Origin of the sequence: Flavobacterium sp. MFBS3-15 (assembly GCF_026107645.2) — a bacterium.
Lineage (GTDB): Bacteria > Bacteroidota > Bacteroidia > Flavobacteriales > Flavobacteriaceae > Flavobacterium.
Genome location: NZ_JAPCHV010000009.1, coordinates 107,916 through 122,256 on the forward strand (window position 1 = coordinate 107,916; position 14,341 = coordinate 122,256).

At 45.6% G+C, this 14,341-nt stretch carries 14 protein-coding genes; 9 read left to right on the top strand and 5 right to left on the bottom strand.

Features of this window, described 5'->3' with window-relative positions:
- Positions 1-42 precede the first annotated feature (42 nt).
- The 4 genes from OGH69_RS09715 to OGH69_RS09730 all read left to right on the top strand — a co-directional run bounded on the left by OGH69_RS09715 (position 43) and on the right by OGH69_RS09730 (position 3,181).
- On the top strand, positions 43-984 hold the full coding sequence (locus tag OGH69_RS09715) for an HU domain-containing protein (RefSeq protein WP_265174266.1): 942 nt from the start codon (positions 43-45) through the stop codon (positions 982-984).
- 108 nt (positions 985-1,092) lie between these two features.
- The gene (locus tag OGH69_RS09720; RefSeq protein WP_265174267.1) at positions 1,093-1,605 is read left to right on the top strand and encodes an acyl-CoA thioesterase; all 513 of its coding nucleotides are present in this window, start codon (positions 1,093-1,095) and stop codon (positions 1,603-1,605) included.
- Between the two features lie 88 nt (positions 1,606-1,693).
- On the top strand, positions 1,694-2,347 hold the full coding sequence (locus OGH69_RS09725) for a metal-dependent transcriptional regulator (protein ID WP_265174268.1): 654 nt from the start codon (positions 1,694-1,696) through the stop codon (positions 2,345-2,347).
- Between the two features lie 3 nt (positions 2,348-2,350).
- Entirely contained in the window at positions 2,351-3,181 is an 831-nt protein-coding gene (locus OGH69_RS09730; RefSeq protein WP_265174269.1) for a ZIP family metal transporter, read from the top strand.
- Between the two features lie 28 nt (positions 3,182-3,209).
- On the opposite strand, the gene OGH69_RS09735 is transcribed toward OGH69_RS09730, so the two are convergent.
- From OGH69_RS09735 to OGH69_RS09750, 4 genes are all read right to left on the bottom strand, one after another.
- Entirely contained in the window at positions 3,210-3,329 is a 120-nt protein-coding gene (locus tag OGH69_RS09735) for a FeoB-associated Cys-rich membrane protein (protein WP_265174270.1), read from the bottom strand.
- Positions 3,329-5,434, bottom strand: coding sequence for a ferrous iron transport protein B (gene feoB, locus OGH69_RS09740; RefSeq protein ID WP_265174271.1), 2,106 nt, complete (start codon positions 5,432-5,434; stop codon positions 3,329-3,331). Before feoB ends, OGH69_RS09735 begins: the two co-directional genes overlap by 1 nt.
- A complete protein-coding gene (locus OGH69_RS09745) occupies positions 5,435-5,677 on the bottom strand; it encodes a FeoA family protein (protein ID WP_265174272.1) in 243 nt (80 codons plus the stop codon).
- A gap of 117 nt (positions 5,678-5,794) precedes the next feature.
- On the bottom strand, positions 5,795-6,487 hold the full coding sequence (locus tag OGH69_RS09750) for an SCO family protein (RefSeq protein ID WP_265174273.1): 693 nt from the start codon (positions 6,485-6,487) through the stop codon (positions 5,795-5,797).
- Positions 6,488-6,656: 169 nt separating this feature from the next.
- Between OGH69_RS09750 and OGH69_RS09755 the strand changes: the two genes are divergently transcribed.
- The 3 genes from OGH69_RS09755 to OGH69_RS09765 all read left to right on the top strand — a co-directional run bounded on the left by OGH69_RS09755 (position 6,657) and on the right by OGH69_RS09765 (position 10,609).
- The gene (locus OGH69_RS09755) at positions 6,657-8,717 is read left to right on the top strand and encodes a M13 family metallopeptidase (RefSeq protein ID WP_265174274.1); all 2,061 of its coding nucleotides are present in this window, start codon (positions 6,657-6,659) and stop codon (positions 8,715-8,717) included.
- 206 nt (positions 8,718-8,923) lie between these two features.
- Positions 8,924-9,604 carry a hypothetical protein gene (locus OGH69_RS09760; protein ID WP_265174275.1) on the top strand — a complete coding sequence of 227 codons (681 nt, stop codon included), beginning with the start codon at positions 8,924-8,926 and terminating at the stop codon, positions 9,602-9,604.
- A 117-nt stretch (positions 9,605-9,721) separates the two neighbouring features.
- The gene (locus tag OGH69_RS09765; RefSeq protein WP_265174276.1) at positions 9,722-10,609 is read left to right on the top strand and encodes a hypothetical protein; all 888 of its coding nucleotides are present in this window, start codon (positions 9,722-9,724) and stop codon (positions 10,607-10,609) included.
- Between the two features lie 168 nt (positions 10,610-10,777).
- On the opposite strand, the gene OGH69_RS09770 is transcribed toward OGH69_RS09765, so the two are convergent.
- Positions 10,778-12,691, bottom strand: coding sequence for a M1 family metallopeptidase (locus tag OGH69_RS09770; RefSeq protein WP_265174277.1), 1,914 nt, complete (start codon positions 12,689-12,691; stop codon positions 10,778-10,780).
- A 50-nt stretch (positions 12,692-12,741) separates the two neighbouring features.
- Between OGH69_RS09770 and OGH69_RS09775 the strand changes: the two genes are divergently transcribed.
- Both OGH69_RS09775 and serS read left to right on the top strand, forming a co-directional pair.
- Positions 12,742-12,942, top strand: coding sequence for a hypothetical protein (locus OGH69_RS09775; protein ID WP_265174278.1), 201 nt, complete (start codon positions 12,742-12,744; stop codon positions 12,940-12,942).
- 28 nt (positions 12,943-12,970) lie between these two features.
- Complete coding sequence (gene serS, locus OGH69_RS09780) at positions 12,971-14,242, top strand: serine--tRNA ligase (protein WP_265174279.1); 1,272 nt, start codon at positions 12,971-12,973, stop codon at positions 14,240-14,242.
- Positions 14,243-14,341 lie beyond the last annotated feature (99 nt).

Genomic DNA, 14,341 nt, shown 5'->3' on the forward strand with positions numbered 1-14,341 from the left:
ATAAAATTTTTGTTTCACCCACGAATGGTTAATTTTGTTTCTATGATGATAGAAAAACACATATCGGCTTTATTATATCGCTACCAGTGCGTTACCGTTCCGGGCTTTGGCGCTTTCCTTACAGAGATCCGCACGGCACAGTTGGATACAGCGGCCAATACGTTCTATCCTCCCAAAAAACTAATTTCCTTCAATGCGAATTTAAAAAATAATGACGGGCTTTTGGCCAACCATATCGCATTGCAGGAAAAAATTTCTTACGACCGGGCAGTTAGCAACATTGAGCAGGCGGTAGCCTTATGGCAGGACAAGCTGGGCCGCAGGGAAATATTGGGCATAAAAAACCTCGGCACCATGGTGTACAATATAGAGGGCAGCCTTGTTTTTACTCCCGATACGCCTATCAATTACCTTGCAGATGCCTTTGGGCTCAGCACTGTAGTTTCGCCTTCCATAAAACGCGAAGAATACAAACAGCAGGCCGAAGCCATAGAGGAACTGGCGCCTGTTGCCTTCACTCCTGAAAGAAGAAGGAGTTATTCTTACCTGAAATATGCCGCGGCAGTGGTGCTTATGGCAGGCGTTGGCGGTGCAGGCTTTATCGCCTGGCGCAACAACCAGATAGAAATGCAAACGCTTGTGGTGGAAAATGCCGTACAGGAAAAAGTACAGCAGAAAATACAGCAGTCTACTTTTTTAATACACAACCCGTTACCGGCGGTTACCCTTCCGGTTAAGGAAGAATATATCGTAATGCCCTACCATGTGGTGGGAGGCGCTTTTAGCAGCGAGGCCAACGCACAAAGAGCGGCCGCCCGGCTTGTTGAAAAAGGCTTTAAGGCACGTGTGATCGGGAAGAACAAATTTGGGTTGTACCCGGTAATTTACGGCAGCTATGCCACCCGTGAAGAAGCCCACGAAAAAATGAAGGAAATACGCCGGACAGAAAACAGCGAAGCCTGGCTGCTGTTGAAAGAATTATAATTGAAGTCCTCCGCAAGGGGGATTTTTTATTGGATTTCATTTCAAAAAGGATTAGCCATCCAATCGAATTTTTCTGTTATCTGCCCTATCTTTGCTAAAAAAAAACCGATGCAGCCAAAATATCCTTCCGATTCCGCTTGTATAATGACCGACCTGGTGCTACCCGGCGAAACCAATCCGCTCAACAACCTGTTCGGGGGTGAGCTCCTTGCCCGCATGGACCGTGCTGCCAGCATTGCCGCACGCAGGCATTCGCGCCGCATTACGGTAACGGCATCGGTTAATCACGTCGCTTTTAACCGCGCCATCCCGTTGGGAAGTGTGGTGACCGTTGAGGCTAAGGTATCGCGTACCTTTAAGTCGTCGATGGAAATTTTCATTGATGTATGGACGGAAGACCGTGAGTCGGGGACAAGGGCTAAGGCCAATGAGGCCATTTATACCTTTGTTGCTGTGGATGAAACCGGCCGACCTGTTGAGGTGCCGCCTATCGAACCGCAAACCGAACTCGAAAAACAGCGCTTTGATGCTGCCCTTCGCAGGAAACAGCTGAGCCTTGTGCTTGCCGGCAAAATGAGTCCGCACGACGCCACCGAGCTGAAAGCGCTGTTCCTGGAATAGTATTCTTAACAACATTAGCACAATTTTATAATTCAAATATTTAGGCTAACCTAAAAATTATTTTATATTTGTTTATAATTTGGTGTTAATGACTTATTCTGAAGAAAACTATCTCAAGGTAATTTACCATCTTTCGCAAAATGCCGACAAGGGCGTTACTACCAATGCCATTGCTAATGTGATGGAAAGTAAGCCGTCGTCGGTAACGGACATGATGCAGAAGCTGGCAGATAAGGATTTGGTCAACTACAAAAAATACCAAGGCGTAGAACTGACCGATAAAGGTAAGTTTACCGCCCTGATGATTGTGCGAAAGCACCGCCTGTGGGAAGTTTTTCTCGTTGAAAAGCTTAATTTCTCGTGGGATGAGGTACACGATGTGGCTGAGCAGCTGGAGCACATAAAAAGCGAAAAACTGACTGACAAGCTCGACGAGTTCCTCGATTTCCCAACCGAGGACCCGCATGGTGATCCAATACCTGACCGCAATGGCAAGATTGCCAAGATGGATAAAAAACTTTTATCTGAAATTGGCGTAGGCAGAAAGGTAATTTGTGTTGGTGTAAAAGACAGTTCTCCGCCCTTCCTGCAATACCTCGATAAGCAGCAGATTGCCCTCGGATCCGCCATAGAGATTATCAGCAAGGAGGATTTCGACATGTCGCTTACCGTGCGCCTTGAAAATAAGGATGTTACCGTTTCCAATAAAATTGCCGCCAACCTGTTTGTAAAACCTGTTTAATGTATGTTTGATAGCATAGTGCAGTATTTCGAAAGCATCCCGCCCGTACTCGCGGCGTTGTATGCCACACTGTTTACCTGGTTCCTGACAGCATTGGGGGCATCACTTGTTTTCTTTTTTAAGTCGATGAACCGGACCATGCTTGATGGCATGCTGGGTTTTACAGGCGGGGTCATGGTGGCAGCGAGCTACTGGAGCCTTTTGGCTCCGGCCATAGAGATGAGTGATGGGGAAGGTTTTGTAAAAGTAATTCCTTCAGCAGTAGGTTTCGTACTCGGCGCAATATTTCTCTTTAGCCTCGACAAAGCGTTGCCTCACCTACATATCAATTTTAAGGAAACCGAAGCTGAAGGAATAAAGACCAAAACACCCTGGCAGCGCACAACTCTTTTAGTGCTCGCGATTACCTTGCATAATATACCTGAAGGTCTTGCTGTAGGTGTGCTTTTTGGAGGTGTGGCTGCAGGAATCCCCGAGGCTTCCATCGCCGGGGCATTAACGCTGGCCATAGGCATAGGCATACAGAATTTTCCCGAGGGCATTGCTGTTTCCATGCCGTTGAGGCGTATGGGCATGAGCCGTAGAAAAAGCTTTATGTATGGGCAATCTTCCGCATTGGTGGAACCTGTTGCGGGCGTGCTGGGCGCTGTGGCTGTAACATTTTTTACTCCTTTATTGCCTTATGCGCTGGCTTTTGCAGCTGGGGCCATGATATTTGTAGTTGTAGAGGAAGTTATTCCGGAAACACAGCAGGACAAAAATACTGATATTGCTACACTGGGCTTCATCGGCGGTTTTGTCGTGATGATGATGCTGGATGTGGCGTTGGGGTAGACTTAAAGGATTGTCGCTGGAATAGGATTCAACCACAACCGCAATCCCCGCAATCCTTCTTCTTTTTCTTTTTAAAAAAGAATTTCTTTACCAGGAACACTGCCGCCCCGGCGACAAGAATGTACGCTATGATGCTTTGTATATCCATTACTTAAGTAGTTGGTAAGCAATCAATGAAACTATATAAGCAAAAGTACTCATTCCGAATAACTGGATAAGGGGCCACTTCCAGGAATTGGTTTCCTTTTTGGTGATGGCCAGTGTACTGATGCACTGCATTGCAAACGCATAAAACAGCAGCAATGATATGCCAGTGGCAAAATTGAATACTTTTTTCCCTGTTAAAGGATCAATTTCAGCAGCCATGCGCTGCCGTATCGTAACATCATCTTCCTTTTCTCCGCTACTGCCAATATTGTAGATGGTAGCCAGCGTACCCACAAATACCTCACGCGCAGCGAACGATGAAACAATGGCAACGCCTATCTTCCAGTCATATCCCAATGGACGAATGGCTGGTTCAATGGCTTTGCCCATGATTCCGATATATGAATGCTCGAGTTGATAGGCGGCCACAGCATCGTCAGGTTCTCCTGGAGTAAGCAATTTATACTCCTGTCCCTCAACGATTTTTTCCACATTGTCAAAATCATCACCCGGGCCGTGTGTGCCGAGAAACCAAATAATTATGGAAAGCGCCAATATTATCTTTCCTGCGCCGTATACGAATGCTTTCGTCTTCTCGAGTACGTTAAGGCTGACATTCTTTAGTAACGGTAGTTTATAATTGGGCATTTCGGCTACAAAAAAACTTTTGTGTTTGGTGTCCAGAATCTTATTGAGTATCCAGGCAGCCATGATTGCTCCGAGGAAGCCCAGTAAATACAGCGCCATCAGTGTAAGTCCCTGAAGGTTAAAGATGCCCGCAATTGTATTTTCGGGAATGATGAGCGATATCAGTATGATATACACCGGTAGCCTTGCCGAGCAGGTGGTAAACGGTGTGACCAGTATGGTAATGAGCCTTTCGCGCCAGTTCTCAATATTCCTTGCCGCCATAATTGCCGGAATGGCGCAGGCTGTGCCCGATATGAGCGGCACCACACTTTTCCCGCTAAGGCCAAAAGGCTTCATAATGCGGTCCATAAGGAATACAACGCGACTCATGTAGCCGCTTTCCTCGAGTAAGGATATGAAAAGGAATAAAAAAGCTATTTGCGGGATGAAGATGACAACCCCGCCAATCCCTGCAATGACACCATTGGCCAGAAGGTCAGATAATTTGCCCGGGGCCATATTTTCGACCACAAAGTTGGAGAGCCAGGCCGTGCCATCCTCGATAAGCCCCATTGGTAGCTCTGACCACGAGAAAATGGATTGGAATATCAGCATCAAAATGCCAAGAAAAATGACATAACCGAATACTTTATGCGTCAGCACCCTGTCAAGGCGTGCCCGTAGGTCTTTGGCTTTGGAATTGTCGATCACCTGGCCTACCTTCAATACATCGTTGATGAACTGGTAACGCTTTATAGTCTCCTTTTGCTGAAGCCTTTTTAGGTCTGCTCGTGTTTTGGTAAACGACGTGCCCATTAGCTCGTTTTTGTGAGAGAGCCCAAAATTAGCATCCTGGGTTATGAGAAGCCATAGCTTGTAGAGCAATTCATTAGGGAATGCTTTACGCAGCCTCCCGAAATACTCAGTGTCAATAGACGAGGCATGCAGGCATGGCTCTGTAGAAAGGTTTGTATAATTTACAATAAGCTCCTTCAGGTTTGCAATCCCCGTACCTTTACGCGAGCTTATCAGGGCTATTTTTGTATTAAGGCGGCTTTCAAGATAGGGAATGTCGAGGCTAATGCCCTTCTTATCCATCCTGTCAGCCATATTGATTGCGAGGATTGTGGGTATCTCCAAATCCTTTATTTGTGTAAACAGAAGCAGGTTGCGCTTCAGGTTCTCAACATCAGTCACTACCACGGCAACGTCAGGATAATCTTTATCAGTCTTGTTGAGCAGCAGTTCAATCACCACATTCTCATCAATGGAACTGGCGTTGAGGCTGTAGGTGCCGGGCAGGTCGATAATGTTGCCCTTAACATTCCCGGGCAGTTTACAGCTTCCGGTTTTGCGCTCTACAGTTATGCCGGGGTAGTTGCCCACCTGTTGGTTGAGGCCGGTAAGGTGATTGAATACAGAGGTTTTCCCTGTATTTGGGTTGCCGATAAGTGCTATTTTTAGGGATTCGGCCATTTAAAGCAAAGATTCTTGCAGGAGTTCCACATCAATTTCAATGGCGGTTTCCCTGCGGATGGCCACGTGGCTGTCATTTACAGTTATATATATTGGGTCACCCAGCGGAGCTACCTGTAATAATTCAACAATATTGCCGGGAAGGCAGCCCATTTCGAGCAGCTTCAGCGGAATAGCATCGATATTGAAATCGGTAATCGTTGCTTTCTGCCCTTTTTTGAGACTGGCTAGAGTGGTTTTCAATACTTTTATTTAGAATAAATTCAGATTGCAAAGCTACGAAATATTGTTCAGTTTACAGTTTAAGTCACAGTTTTCAATCCGGTATTGCAGAAACTGAGGCGTAGGCTGTGAATTAAGCTATTCGTTTTCCCTTAACCACTTTATATCTTCCAGCAACTGCTTCACATTCTTTTCGCCTTTAGGGGCTTCTTCGTCAAGTAGCGTCCCATTATAAAATCCCCGGATACGCCCTTTTTTATCAACAAGCACAAAATTTTCGGTGTGCACCATGTCATATAATTCGGCAGAAGTGTTCGTCTTAGCCGCCAGATACGATTGGCGCGCTATGTAATAAATGTTCTTTTCGTTTCCGGTGACGAGGTTCCACTTGCTGTCGATAACGCCTTTCTTTTCGGCGTAGGCCTTTAGTACCGGTACGCTGTCAATTTTTGGCATCACGGTATGCGAGAGCAACATTACGTCGGGCATGCTTTTAACCTGTTCCTGCAGCCATGCCATGTTATTTCCCATTGGCACGCAAATGCTGGGGCAGGTGGTGAAGAAGAAGTCGGCCACATATATCTTGCCTTCGTAGTCTTTTTGGGTTATGGTTTTGCCATTCTGGTTGGTAAAGGCAAAGTCGGCAATATGGTGGTTACGGTTGATGTATTGCACCATGGAGTCGACCATCTCAGGGTTTACATCTGCCGGGTTGTACACTTTGAGGACTTTCCTAGGCTTGAGGGCTGTATAGAAAAGCGCCAATATCACAGCGGATAGCAATGCAAGTACGATGAAAAAGATTTTATAGCGTTTGAAGAAGGCAAGCATGGGTGAAAATTTCTGCAAAATTACGAACAACGCAGAACATATAAGGCATTTTTGACATTATACAGATATAAAGGTGATAGGGTAAAACCACATTTAACACTTTTCGGAAAGGTATTTGATGGTTACGCTATATTTTTGTGAAACAAGCAAAACAACGAAAACATAAACAATGAAATTTTACCTGAACACAGCGCTGGCAGTTACTGCTGTTTTAGCTGCAACTGCAACAAGCGCACAAACCAAGGAAAATAAGCAGGAAAAGCCGGGCATCAACCTGTCCTACATGGATAAAAAGGTAAGGCCTGCCGACGATTTTTTCCGCTATGTAAATGGCACATGGGTTGACCAGACTGAAATTCCGGGCGACAAAACCCGCTGGGGCAGTTTTGACCAGTTGAGGGAAAATACAAACAACGATGCCCTTGCCATATTGAAAGAGGCCGCCGCCAACAAAAAGCTTGCACCAAATACTGATCAGGGCAAAGCGGCCAACCTTTACAAAACTATTATGGATACCGTAGCGCGGAATAAAGCCGGCATCAAGCCATTGCAGCCGTATCTTGCAAAAATTGATGCGGTTAAGGACATAAAAAGCCTTCAGGCACTGCTTATGGAAATGGAACCGGAAGGAGGAATAGGCTTTTTTGGTGTGTACATAGGCACCGATGCGAAGGACAGTAACCGCAATGTAGTGTCGGTAAGCCCCGGAAGCCTGGGGTTGCCGGACAGGGATTACTATGTGTCTGATGATGCCGACTCTAAAGAAAAACGCGAACTGTATGTAGCCCATGTGGCTCGCATGCTGAAGTATATTGGCTATAAAGAAAAGGATGCCGCAATTGCTGCAAAACAGATACTTGAACTTGAAACTGCAATGGCTCAGCCACGCCTGGACAGGGTAGAGCGCCGCGACCGAAGAAAAAGCTACAATCCCATGACGGTGGCCGACCTGCAAAACGTCACACCATCGATCAATTGGGAAAATTATTTAGCGACTGTAGGCATACCAAAGATTGATACACTGATTGTGTCACAGCCCAAGTATATGGCAAGCCTCGAAAAAATGTTTGCCGAAAAGAATGTGGACAGCTGGAAAGCCTACATGAAATGGACTTTGCTCAACAGGGCTTCCGGACAGCTTTCTACAAACATTGAAACTGCTAACTGGCAATTTTACAGTAAAACCCTGAGGGGCGCATTAAAGGAAGAGACCCGCGACAAGAATGCGTTGCAGACCATTAACGGTACAATAGGCGAAGCGCTGGGTAAACTCTATGTAGAGAAAAAGTTCCCTGCCGAGGCCAAGGCCAAGGCAGAAGTCATGATACAAAACGTAATGCAGGCTTACGAGAACCGCATCAACCGCTTACCCTGGATGGCACAGTCTACCCGGGATAATGCCATAAAGAAGCTGCGTAAGCTAACAGTGAAAATAGGCTATCCGGACAAATGGAAGGATTATTCGGCCCTGACGATACAGGCACCGAAAGATGGCGGGACTTTTTTTGGAAACATGAAGAACGTATCGCGCTGGAGATGGCAGCGTGACCTGGAAAAGTTGGGCAGGGCTGTAGATAAGACCGAGTGGGGAATGGCACCGCAAATAGTGAATGCCTACTTTAACCCATCCAATAATGAGATCGTGTTCCCTGCCGGAATACTGCAGCCGCCTTTTTATGATTACAGGGCCGATGAAGCGGTGAACTATGGAGGCATTGGTGCAGTTATCGGCCACGAAATATCGCACGGGTTTGACGATTCAGGCTCACGCTACAATGCCGACGGCAACCTTGTTAACTGGTGGAGCGATGAGGACCTGGCACAATTTACAGGCCTTGGCGGCGCACTGGCCGATCAGTACAGTGCATTGCAGCCACTGCCCGGCATTTATGTTGACGGCAAATTTACGCTGGGTGAAAACATTGGTGACCTTGGCGGGGTGAATGCCGCTTACGACGGCCTGCTCCTGCACCTGAAGAAAAACGGCAACCCCGGACTGATTGACGGATTCACGCCGCAGCAGCGCTTTTTCATTTCATGGGCCACCATCTGGAGGACCAAGATGCGCGACGAAGCCATAAAGAACCAGGTAAAAACCGACCCGCACTCACCTGGAATGTACCGCGCCTATGTGCCACTGCAAAACGTAGATGCTTTCTATGAGGCATTCGGGATAAAGGAGGGAGACAAAATGTATGTGGCTCCTGATAAGAGGGTAAAGATTTGGTAGCGCTCGCTTAAAAAGTAATCATTATAAAAAACCATTCTGTTTGCAGGATGGTTTTTTTATAGCTGGCCGGGGCTACGTTCTGCGTAATGGAAAAAATACCCTTTAATAGGTATTTTCTGATTCATGCTTAGTTTATAAGTTTGTTGGCCAAATAATTATGATTTGACTCGTTTATTTCCCCGAATATTAACTATAAACTATCAGATATGAAAAACTTCACCTTCTACCTGCTGGCACTTTTGTTTCTCGCCGGATGTTACGGCCTGCAAGCACAAACGCTTAAGCCGGGCCTTTATGCTTCCGATCCGAATGCCAGCATAACTACATACGCTGAATTAAAAAATGATGTACTCGTAACGGTGTATGCCGGAAAGTATGAAACAAAGTATATAAAAAATGGCAATTCCTATGTTTCTGAGAGCAGTGCAGACTATATTACCATCGAATCCGACAGCAGCTATAAAATTCACAGTAACGGAAAAGCTACAGTGGTGAACTTATTGCTGGATTTGCCTAAACTTGATAAAAAAAACCTGCGTGCCATTGACCTGCCTACAGGTGGAACGGGGTACATCACCCAAAAAGTACCTTTTAACATAGCCGGGAACTATACTTTTGACGGGAGTGCTAACGTGGTGACACAGCTCAATGCTGACGGCACCGGAAAATTTCAGTATGCTACCGAAGCCGGCCAGGCCGGCCAGATGTTTGACATACAATGGGGGATTTTATGCAACGATTCGGGGCAGCATCTTGCGAGTTACCGGGACGGAGTGAGTGCCTATACGCTTATGATATATACTAATAAATGGGAAGCTGTGGGTTTGCAGTTTGCTAAAAGCATTGGGCGAATAGTAATAAACCGGGACAGGTTTAAGGATAAATAGCAATAGGTTAATTATGAACCAGCATGAAACCCGGATTGCAAATGCAGGTTGTTTGGATTGGCAGGGTTCCTCCCGGCATCCATAACTATACCGCAAGTCCTGCCAATATAACTTCGGATGGAACCATCAATGTATCTGAGGGCGAATGTTTTAGAAAGAGATTATAATAAACATAATAATTACCAAATGAAAAAAATATTTAAATTTTTGCTTGTTTCAATTTTATTTGCTTCATGCTCTGATGATTCCGGAACAAATAAAAATACAGAAGACGCTGCTAACCTACCGCAAAGAATAAGAGTAGAAAATTCCAGTTCAAGCGCTAGTATTGTAAATCATACTTTTGATTACGATGGGCTAAAAATTAAAACATGGGATAGGGAATTCATGTCCGGCACCAGTTCTTATGTGGAAAAAAGCAGACATGAATTTGTGTATACAAATAACCTTATCACACAAATTAATCATTATTCAGGAAGCAATTTGGTGCCTTTGACATTAATGGATGAGTATAATGTATACCACTACAATTCCGATTCGAAATTAATAAAAGAGGAACGAAAGTCGCGGTCGACCGGAGAGGTAATCTTCACAGTTTTATATTCCCATGAAACAGAAAATAATAACGATGTGATAAAAATCAGTAGACCAGACAGCCCGGGTATGCAAAAATTAACCTATCTCAGCGACTCAAATATGAAATATGAGGGTATAGACGCTGGTAATTTTGTTGCGTTTACAGCAAATTGGACTTTTGATACTGAAGAAATCAATCCATTAAGTAAGATTACAGGGATACAGAATCTATATATAGTTAATTATGATAATGGTACTGACCCAACTTTTTACAAATACAATACGGTATCAACTAACTCGATAACCCCGGGTGCCAATCCGGCAAGTGTACAATATGATTATGAATACATTGACGGGCGTATTAATACTATTATCGTAGACGATTCAAGATTTACTTTACCTTTTGTGCAGACTTATTACTATGATTAAAACCTGTTGCTGATATAAACTTTTTAAAAGGGCAGCAGGAAGGCGACCGGTTCAGCTTTATTCATGATGATAAGAAAAATCCTTGCAAGATGTAGTAGGCTTAAACCAATTTGTAACAATAAATCAATTCAGGAGTCGGATTACTTTTTTGATGCTAAAGCGCGTGGATTACTCCTTTATAAATTTCATCTGTACACTGCCGGCATTAGTATCCAGAACTACAAAATGCATCCCGGTAGCCAGTTGCGAAACATTCCATGAAGTACCTTCAGCTGCTTCCAGCACGCGTTGTCCAAGGGTGTTGTAGAACGTGGCTTTACTTACCAAAATTCCTTCGGGCACTTCTACAGATAGCAGGGCTGATGCAGGGTTAGGATATAGCTTTATGGCAGCAAGCGGGCTTACAGCATCCCTCTTAAGTGTAATATTGTTGTTTCTTGATATGATATGGTGTTCGGGGTCAAATTCAACGCTTTCTGCCTCAAAGGGTAATGTTACGGTAAACTGCTGCCCGTTATAGGTGTTGTCCAGCACGGCATCAAAGGTCGCACCGCTGTCAGATGTGAACCGCACTGTTACCGGCATCTCGAAAAAGGTGACGGATGAGTGGGACTGCGTTTGGTTAATAGTAACCGTTGCAGGGCCCGGGCCACTGGTGGTAGTTATGTTATAAGTAGGATAACCCTGCCTGTACACCCAGTCGTTGAAAAACTCATCCAGGTCCATGCCGGACTGAGCCTCAAGGTGCGATTGCAGATCGGGCGTTTTGGCATAGGCAAGGTCATTATCGGCAAGATAGTTGCGCAATGCCTGGAAGTAGTTGGCATCGCCCATCTTATAGCGCAGCATGTGGAATACCATTGCGCCTTTGTTGTACGACAGCCTGCTGCTGAATATGCGGCTTACGTTCAGTGTGTCGGCATCGGTCAGGTACACGCTGCCTCCCGGCTGCGAGGTAATGTTATCTATCGTCCAGTACCTCCAGTCGCGAAAGCTTGCAGCGCCGTCCAGTTCTTCAACAACCAACCCGGAAAGATAGGTAGCTGCGCCTTCGTTCAGCCAGATGTCTTTCCAGCTGCCGCAGGTTATTTTGTCGCCAAACCATTGGTGGCCCAACTCGTGTGCAATGAGGTTCCTCCCAAAACTGCCCATGAACGATACCGTAGTATGCTCCATGCCACCACCAAAGCCGCACTGGGCATGCCCGTACTTTTCTTCATGGAAGGGGTAGGTCCCGAAAGTTTGCTCATAAAAATTCATGATAGGCACTGTTACCGCCACCTGCGATTGTGCCGTTGTGGCATTTTCCGGGTAAAAGTAATTTACTATCGGGAAGGTGTTGGGTGCAGTACCTGCCGTTTGCGTGTATATGGTATAGTTGGTCACCGCTATGGCAACTAAATATGCCGGTATGGGATAACCGTGGTGAAAATGTGTTGTCTTATTGCTTCCGCTTACTACCTGCGACTGCTCTACGCCATTAGATACGCTCACATATTGCGATGGCGCGGTAATGTACACATCAATGCTTTCTATTTTGTCGTTCAGGTCCTGCTTGCAGGGCCACCAGTCTTTGGCGCCATAAGGTTGTGAAAGCGTCCAGATTATAGGGGTGCCGTTATGCTCATCGCTCACAAAAGCATCCGAATCGGTTGGCGGAACGCCGGAATAATTTATGGTAACCGAACCCGTAGTGCCTTCAGGCTGTATTGTCGGGAAGGTAATGATCAATTCGTCGTTGTTATTTTGGGTAAAAGCGACGCTGTTGCCGTTTTTTGTTACAGAACTTACAGTCAGCTGGTTGGTAAGGTCGAAAGTTATGGATGACATGTCGTCCTTTGCAATGAAGTTAGTGGTAACAGTGCCTGTTATGAACTGGTTGGCGGGATTAACCGTAAAATGAAGGTTGTGGTAAGTAACGTCGTAATCACCGGTATTTTCATTGGCAGTGAAGCGGCTGATTGCGTAGGCCGACTTCATTTCAGAGTCGGCGATCTGTTGCAGTTCTTCAAGATGCGACTGGGCAAAAGATGCCGATATAGATAGCAATCCGAATATGGTTAGGGCAAAGTTCTTTATCATTTGCTGAAATTTTTCCAAATATAATCAGAATTTGATTGAAAAACAGGCATATGAAATTTGATAGTCCTTTCAGCATAAAATATACCGCAAGTACAGGATATACAATAATGAAACAAATTTTATATAATTCAATTATTAGAGTTCCGGCAAATTACGCGGTATTGCTTGGCATTGATAGTGAAATCGATGTAAAACCTGAGCGCGGCAGAACTTTCGTAGCTAAACTCTTTGTTATTAAAACAAATCCTTAAATTTGCTCCACTTATAAAAAACAGCATCATGTTACAGACAGCATTTATCAGGGAAAACAGGGAAAAAGTGATACAGGCTTTGGGCAAAAGGAATTTTGACGCCACGCCGTTGGTAGACGAAGTGATCGCACTCGATGAAAAAAGAAGGGCGACGCAGGTAGAGCTTGATACCGTGCTTTCCGAATCAAATAAGCTGTCGCGCGACATTGGCGAGCTGATGAAGGCAGGAGAGAAAGCTAAGGCTGCCATCATTAAGGAAAAAACCGTACAGTTTAAAGATAAAAGCAAGGCATTGGGAGAGACCCTTGACGAAGTGACCGAGGCACTTACACAGGCTTTATACAAGTTGCCAAATACCCCGGCCGACATTGTTCCGGAAGGGAAAACACCCGAGGAAAATGTTGAGGTGCACCTTGAAGGAGACATTCCTGTGCTTCACGAAGGCGCAATGCCGCACTGGGATCTTGCGAAAAAATACGACATCATCGACTTTGAACTTGGGAACAAGATAACAGGCGCCGGCTTTCCGGTGTATAAAGGTAAAGGCGCCAGGCTGCAACGCGCGCTGATAAGCTATTTCCTGGATAAGAATACCGATGCGGGCTACAAGGAATACCAGGTGCCGCATTTGGTTAATGAGGCTTCCGGTTACGGCACGGGCCAGCTTCCTGACAAGGAAGGGCAGATGTACCATGCAGGCCTTGATGACCTGTACCTTATCCCAACGGCTGAGGTGCCGGTAACCAATATGTTCCGCGATGTGATATTGCAGGAAAATGAACTGCCGGTATTGTGTACGGGCTACACGCCGTGCTTCCGCAGGGAGGCGGGCTCCTATGGTGCACACGTAAGGGGGCTGAACCGACTGCACCAGTTTGATAAGGTAGAAATCGTGCGCATAGAGCATCCGGATAAATCATACGAAGCTTTGGACGGCATGGTAGAGCATGTTAAAACACTTCTCCAGGAACTGAAATTGCCCTACCGTATCCTTCGCCTTTGCGGTGGCGATATGGGTTTTGCATCTGCACTGACCTACGACTTTGAGGTATTCTCTACCGCTCAGGACCGTTGGTTGGAAATCAGCTCGGTATCGAATTTTGAAACGTTCCAGTCCAACAGGCTGAAACTGCGTTTTCGTGATAAGGATGGCAAGAACCACCTGGCACACACGCTAAACGGAAGCTCGCTGGCACTGCCAAGGGTACTGGCCGGGATACTGGAAAATTACCAGACTCCCGAAGGCATCGTAATCCCCGAAGTTTTACGCCCTTATACCGGATTTGATATAATAAATTAGTAGATTTGTGTAAAGGCACAAAAGGAACGCGGATGACGCGGATTTTGGCGAATGCCCGCAGATTTTATAAAATGATGCGGTACTATGCTAAATCAGTGT